This is a genomic window from Streptococcus vestibularis ATCC 49124 (genome assembly GCF_000188295.1).
In the GTDB taxonomy this organism is placed as follows: domain Bacteria; phylum Bacillota; class Bacilli; order Lactobacillales; family Streptococcaceae; genus Streptococcus; species Streptococcus vestibularis.
In genome coordinates, this window is the sequence record NZ_GL831112.1 from 168,674 (window position 1) to 174,679 (window position 6,006).

At 38.5% G+C, this 6,006-nt stretch carries 7 protein-coding genes; 6 read left to right on the plus strand and 1 reads right to left on the minus strand.

Translation table 11 applies throughout. The features are described 5' to 3' along the window. The first annotated feature begins 14 nt into the window (after positions 1-14). The 5 genes from HMPREF9425_RS00905 (at position 15) to jag (ending at position 5,329) form a co-directional block, all read left to right on the plus strand. Positions 15-1,214 (plus strand): argininosuccinate synthase, encoded by a 1,200-nt coding sequence (locus HMPREF9425_RS00905; RefSeq protein WP_037621258.1) that lies wholly within the window; start codon positions 15-17, stop codon positions 1,212-1,214. Between the two features lie 326 nt (positions 1,215-1,540). After that, positions 1,541-2,926 (plus strand): argininosuccinate lyase, encoded by a 1,386-nt coding sequence (gene argH / locus HMPREF9425_RS00910; protein ID WP_037621621.1) that lies wholly within the window; start codon positions 1,541-1,543, stop codon positions 2,924-2,926. Positions 2,927-3,010: 84 nt separating this feature from the next. Then, complete coding sequence (gene rnpA / locus HMPREF9425_RS00915; protein ID WP_003095974.1) at positions 3,011-3,346, plus strand: ribonuclease P protein component; 336 nt, start codon at positions 3,011-3,013, stop codon at positions 3,344-3,346. Positions 3,347-3,461: 115 nt separating this feature from the next. Continuing rightward, positions 3,462-4,268, plus strand: a complete 807-nt coding sequence (locus HMPREF9425_RS00920) for a membrane protein insertase YidC (RefSeq protein ID WP_037621260.1) — start codon at positions 3,462-3,464, stop codon at positions 4,266-4,268. Between the two features lie 11 nt (positions 4,269-4,279). Beyond that, a complete protein-coding gene (jag, locus tag HMPREF9425_RS00925) occupies positions 4,280-5,329 on the plus strand; it encodes an RNA-binding cell elongation regulator Jag/EloR (RefSeq protein WP_003095976.1) in 1,050 nt (349 codons plus the stop codon). Positions 5,330-5,405: 76 nt separating this feature from the next. On the opposite strand, the gene HMPREF9425_RS00930 is transcribed toward jag, so the two are convergent. Next, positions 5,406-5,621: an IS3 family transposase gene (locus tag HMPREF9425_RS00930; protein ID WP_003095977.1), complete on the minus strand. Its 216-nt coding sequence runs from the start codon at positions 5,619-5,621 to the stop codon at positions 5,406-5,408. A gap of 210 nt (positions 5,622-5,831) precedes the next feature. Between HMPREF9425_RS00930 and rpmH the strand changes: the two genes are divergently transcribed. Continuing rightward, entirely contained in the window at positions 5,832-5,966 is a 135-nt protein-coding gene (rpmH, locus tag HMPREF9425_RS00935; RefSeq protein WP_002885866.1) for a 50S ribosomal protein L34, read from the plus strand. The last annotated feature ends 40 nt before the right edge of the window (positions 5,967-6,006 follow it).

Here is a 6,006-nt window from a genome sequence, read left to right on the forward strand (position 1 = left end):
AAGAGAAAAATATTATGTCAAAAGAGAAAGTTATTCTTGCCTATTCGGGAGGTCTTGATACCTCAGTCGCTATTACATGGCTTAAAAAAGATTACGATGTTATCGCCGTTTGTATGGATGTCGGTGAAGGTAAAAATCTTGAGTTTATCCATGATAAAGCTTTGACAGTTGGAGCTGTTGAGTCATACGTGCTTGATGTTAAAGATGAGTTTGCTGAAGATTATGTGCTTCCAGCACTTCAAGCTCACGCTTACTATGAACAAAAATATCCTTTGGTTTCAGCGCTTAGTCGTCCAATTATTTCTAAAAAATTGGTTGAGATTGCTCATAAAACAGGAGCAACAACTATCGCTCACGGTTGTACTGGTAAAGGTAATGACCAAGTTCGTTTTGAAGTTGCCATCGCTGCTCTAGATCCAGATCTTAAAGTAGTAGCACCAGTGCGTGAGTGGAAATGGTCTCGTGAGGAAGAAATTGAGTATGCTAAGGCCAATGGTGTTCCAGTTCCGGCAGACCTTGATAATCCTTACTCAGTCGACCAAAACCTTTGGGGACGTGCCAATGAGTGTGGTGTTCTTGAAAATCCTTGGAATCAAGCTCCAGAAGAGGCTTTTGGAATTACCAATTCACCAGAGTTTGCGCCAGATGAAGCTGAATATGTCGATGTTACTTTCAAAGAAGGGAAGCCAGTTGCTCTTAACGGTAAAGAAATGAAATTGGCTGACCTTATCCAAGAAATGAATGTTATCGCTGGTAAGCATGGTGTAGGACGTATTGACCACGTTGAAAATCGTCTTGTAGGTATCAAATCTCGTGAAATTTATGAATGTCCAGGAGCTATTGCCCTTTTGACAGCTCATAAAGAAATTGAGGACTTAACTTTGGTACGTGAAGTTTCTCATTTTAAACCAATTCTTGAAAATGAATTGTCAAACCTTATCTACAATGCTTTGTGGTTTAGCCCAGCAACACAAGCTATCATTGCTTATATTAAGGAAACACAAAAAGTTGTTAATGGTATCGCTAAAGTTAAACTTTACAAAGGGCATGCTCAAGTAGTAGCACGTCAATCAGCTAATTCATTGTACGATGAAAACTTGGCTACTTACACATCAGCTGACAGCTTTGATCAGGATGCTGCGATTGGATTTATCAAGCTTTGGGGTCTTCCAACTCAGGTTAATTCACAAGTTAACCATCCGTTTGACAATTAATGACAGATTTCATAAGAAAAGTAGGATATGAGAAGAAAAATTCTTAATATCAGATAAAAGTGGACAGGGAGACGCATCTGATACTCTTTTCTTATAACTTATATTATTCTCGTGAAGACGTTCTGAGAGGCGTCACGAGCCTAAATAAACTACGACAGAGATCGGGTTTTAGGAAAACAAGTGTCCAGAGAGACAAATTAAGCTAGACAAATACTATCTAGCTTTTTTCATTTAAGTTATTGTGACCAAAGAGGTCGTTGCTTGTTATAAGTATTAAGAAAGGATGGAAGATTATCCCAGTGTGGGGCAATCTTCAACATAAAACTATGGCAGAAAATCATAAACTATGGGGCGGTCGGTTCGAAGCTAGTCTTGAAAAATGGGTCGAAGAATTTGGTGCTTCAATTTCATTTGACCAAAAAATGGCAGAGTTTGACCTTAAAGGGTCTATTGCCCATGTAACCATGCTGGGTGAGACAGGAATTATTACCAAGGAGGAGTCTTTACAAATTAAACAAGGCTTGGAAGAGCTTCTGGAGGAATATAAGTCTGGTAAGCTAGAATTCGATGTTTCTAACGAAGATATTCATATGAATATGGAAAGTCTTTTAACGGCTAAAATTGGACCAGTAGCAGGAAAACTTCATACAGCACGTTCACGTAACGACCAAGTGGCAACGGATATGCACTTGTATCTAAAAGCCAAACTCGTGGAAGTTATTGAGAAACTTGATAACTTACGTGGTACTTTAGTCAACCTAGCAGATAAACATACCTACACAATTATGCCAGGCTACACCCACTTGCAGCATGCACAACCGATTTCTTTTGGTCACCACTTGATGGCTTATTACAACATGTTTACACGTGATGCCGAACGTTTTGAATTTAATATCAAGCATACGGATATCTCTCCACTCGGAGCTGCTGCACTGGCAGGGACAACTTTCCCAATTGATCGTAATATGACATCTGACTTAATGGGCTTCGCAAAGCCATATAGCAATTCCTTGGATGCTGTTTCCGATCGTGACTTTATTCTCGAATTCTTGTCAAACTCAAGTATTCTCATGATGCATATGACACGTATTTGTGAAGAAATCATTAACTGGTGTTCTAACGAGTTTAAGTTTGTAACTCTATCTGATACTTTTTCAACAGGCTCTTCCATTATGCCTCAAAAGAAAAATCCAGATATGGCGGAGCTTATTCGTGGAAAATCAGGTCGTGTTTATGGTAATCTGATTGGACTGTTGACTGTGATGAAATCACTACCTTTGGCTTATAATAAAGACCTACAAGAAGATAAAGAAGGTATGTTTGATACGGTGGAAACGATTACTGTCGCTATTGATATTCTTGCGGGCATGCTCAATACAATGACTGTTAACGATAAACATATGGCAGATTCAACAGAGAAAGATTTTTCAAATGCTACAGAGTTGGCTGATTATCTTGCGGCTAAAGGCCTTCCATTCCGTGAAGCACATGAGATTGTTGGAAAGCTCGTTCTTGAGTGTACCAAAGCCGGTTATTACCTTCAGGATGTTCCTCTCGAACGTTATCAAGAAGTTTCAGATTTAATTAAAGAGGACATCTATGAGACACTCAAATCTCATACAGCTGTTGAGCGTCGTCATTCCCTTGGTGGAACTGGTTTTGACCAGGTTAAATGGCAAATCAAAGAAGCTCAAAAAGCTCTAAAAAAATAAGTCTTTAAGGCCCTAACCATAAGGTTTTGGGCTTTTTTGCTATTTATGATATAATAGTACTAATTTTGAGTTTGGAGTCGCATTTTGAAAAAATCTTATCGCGTTAAGAAAGAGAAAGACTTTAAAGCATTATTTGATGCAGGACACAGTGTTGCTAATCGAAAATTTGTTGTCTACAGTCTGAATCGTGATCTGCCTCATTTTAGAGTAGGTTTGTCGGTCAGTAAGCGTCTTGGTAATGCGGTTACTCGGAATCGGGTAAAACGTCGTCTACGACATGCACTGATGGACATGTCATCTCAGTTAGAACATCAAGATTTTGTCGTTATTGCTCGTAAAGGTGTCGAAGACTTAAGTTATCAAGACATTTATAGCAATCTCGTTCATGTCTTAAAAATAGCAAAGTTGTATAAGGGCTAAAAAATTATTTTGCTTCTTTACATTGTAGGATAAACTAAAATCACTCCTGATTTTTGAGATACTCTTAATGAATGGAAGCGAAGCAGTTCTTTATCGTATTAAAAAGGAGTTTTTAGTGAAGAAAAAACTTAATATATCTGTTTTAGGTGCAGGAGCTCTCTTGCTTTTGTCTGCGTGTGGACGAAGTGATGTTACAAGTCACTCTACAGGCCTTTGGGAACGTCTTATTTTAATGTTTGGGAAGGCTATTCAAGGGCTTTCATTTGGTGGTTCTATTGGATTAGGTATTATTATTTTCACGATTTTAATTCGTGCGGTAATGATTCCTCTGTATAATCGCCAAATTAAGTCAAGCCGTGAACTACAAGAGTTGCAGCCAGAGTTACGTCGCTTGCAGAGTGAGTATCCTGGACGCGAGAATCGTGAAGCTCTTGCTTATGCACAACAAGAACTTTATAAAGAGCATGGTGTAAATCCTTACGCAAGTCTCCTTCCTCTTATAATTCAGTTTCCTATTTTGATGGCTCTTTATGGAGCCCTTACACGTGTGCCTGAGTTGCGAGAAGGAACCTTCTTGTGGGTTGACTTAGGTCAAAAAGACCCTTACTTTATTCTTCCGATTTTGGCGGCTGCTTTCACTTTCCTTTCAACTTGGTTGACAAATAAGGCGGCTAAAGATCGTAGTGCAATGCTTCTTGTTATGAATATCATGCTTTCAATCTTTATTTTCTGGTTTGGAACTCAGATTTCTTCAGGGGTAGCACTTTACTGGGCAGTTTCAAACGCCTTCCAAGTTGTTCAGATTTTGGCTTTTAATAATCCGTTTAAAATCATTGAAGAACGTAATCGTTTGGAAGCAGAAGAAAAAGAACGTGAAGCTAAGATTCGTCGTGCCAAGAAAAAGGCGCATAAACGTAAATAAGGAGGCTTATTATGGTTGTCTATTCTGGACGAACAGTCGAACAAGCTATCGAAAAAGGTTTGAAAGATCTTAATTTACCCCGTATGAAGGCTCATATTAAGGTTATTTCTCGTGAGAAAAAAGGTTTTTTAGGGTTCGGAAAGAAGCCAGCTCGAGTTAGCGTTGAACCAATAAATGAAAAGATAGCTCATGAAGCAGATCAAAACACCGTTAAAGTGGCTCCTGATGCTGTAAAACATCCGGATGATTTTGTTACAAGTTCCAAAGAAGAAACTATTGCTTCCAAGAAAGTGACAAAGCTTGTTACGGTTTCAGATAATAAAGAAGAGGCACAGGAAATCTTAACGCAACCAGTGGCTACTGAGACCTTTGGGAAAGAGTTGCCTGGTAAAATACAGGAGCAACCAAAGGCGACAATCATTCCTTTATCTGTTAAGCGCGAGTCATCAGAAGAGGATGCTACAGAACCTGAGGTTACTTCTCTTGCGCCCAAACTAGAACCTGTTGCTCAACTTCAGACTGTAGAAACTTCAGAATCAGAAGATGATTTCAGCTCTTTTGTGGCATCTGAGTTTAGTTCAGATGAATCTTCTGAAAGCAATTTAGAAGATGTTCAAGCGGCTGCAGATGACGTTTTATCTTATCTTGAAAAAATCATCTATGAAATGGATGTTGATGCTAGTCTGGAGGTTAGTCACAATCGTCGTAATATCATTATACAGATTGAGACAGACCAGCCAGGACGTGTTATTGGCTATCACGGTAAGGTTCTTAAGTCTTTACAACTTTTAGCACAAAATTATTTGCACGACCGTCATTCTAAACGCTCAAGTGTTGTTCTTAATGTTCGTGATTATTTGGAGCAACGTACAGAGACTCTGATTGACTTAGCAGAAAAAATAGCAGCCAAAGTAAAAGAAACAGGGAGAGAGTATGTGATGGATCCAATGACCAACAGCGAACGTAAAATCATTCATAAGTCTCTCTCTCAAATTGAAGGTGTAGAAAGTCACTCAGAAGGTGATGATCCTAATCGTTATGTTGTGGTGACAAAAGTATAATTAGAATAGAGTTTATTGCTTACAAAAACTATTCTTATGGTGCTGCACCCCAATAATGGGACAAGCAAAAAAACTCTTATACGACCAGTTTTCTGTACTCTACAGGAGACTGGTCATTTAATTTTTGTTGAATTCTAGTTTCATTATAAAATAGGATGTAATTTTTAACAATATCTGTTATACTATCTTTGGTTAAGTTTATCCATTTATGGAGATAGAAGGTTTCATACTTGAGAACAGGATGGAACCATTCGATACAGGCATTATCTGCTGGTGTTTCTTTTCGGGACATGGAGCGGGTGATGCCTTTTTCTATTCTACTACGGTTATTGGTCTGTCCTTTTTATTAATGAATCTTCTAGTACTTCAAGATATGGTGAAAATAATCTCTAAGTATTTCTTGACAAGAGCATGCTATTACTATAAAATAATATGGTATGTTTAGTAACTGATCAAAAATAGCCGGCTAAACGAATACGAAATTTATCAGGAGGTATTCAACGTGAAACGTACTTATCAACCAAGTAAAATCCGTCGTCAACGTAAACACGGATTCCGTCACCGTATGTCAACTAAAAACGGGCGTCGCGTTCTTGCAGCTCGTCGTCGTAAAGGACGTAAAGTTCTTTCAGCTTAAGACAACGAAAAAGCAATGGTGCTCGAGACTGTTGCTTTTT

Bases quoted from the DNA above. Each gene is read 5' to 3' on its own strand.
- HMPREF9425_RS00905 (WP_037621258.1), top strand. From the start codon at position 15: ATGTCAAAAGAGAAAGTTATTCTTGCCTATTCGGGAGGTCTTGATACC.
- argH (WP_037621621.1), top strand. From the start codon at position 1,541: ATGGCAGAAAATCATAAACTATGGGGCGGTCGGTTCGAAGCTAGTCTT.
- HMPREF9425_RS00930 (WP_003095977.1), bottom strand. From the start codon at position 5,621: ATGTCCCGAAAAGAAACACCAGCAGATAATGCCTGTATCGAATGGTTC.
- jag (WP_003095976.1), top strand. From the start codon at position 4,280: ATGGTTGTCTATTCTGGACGAACAGTCGAACAAGCTATCGAAAAAGGT.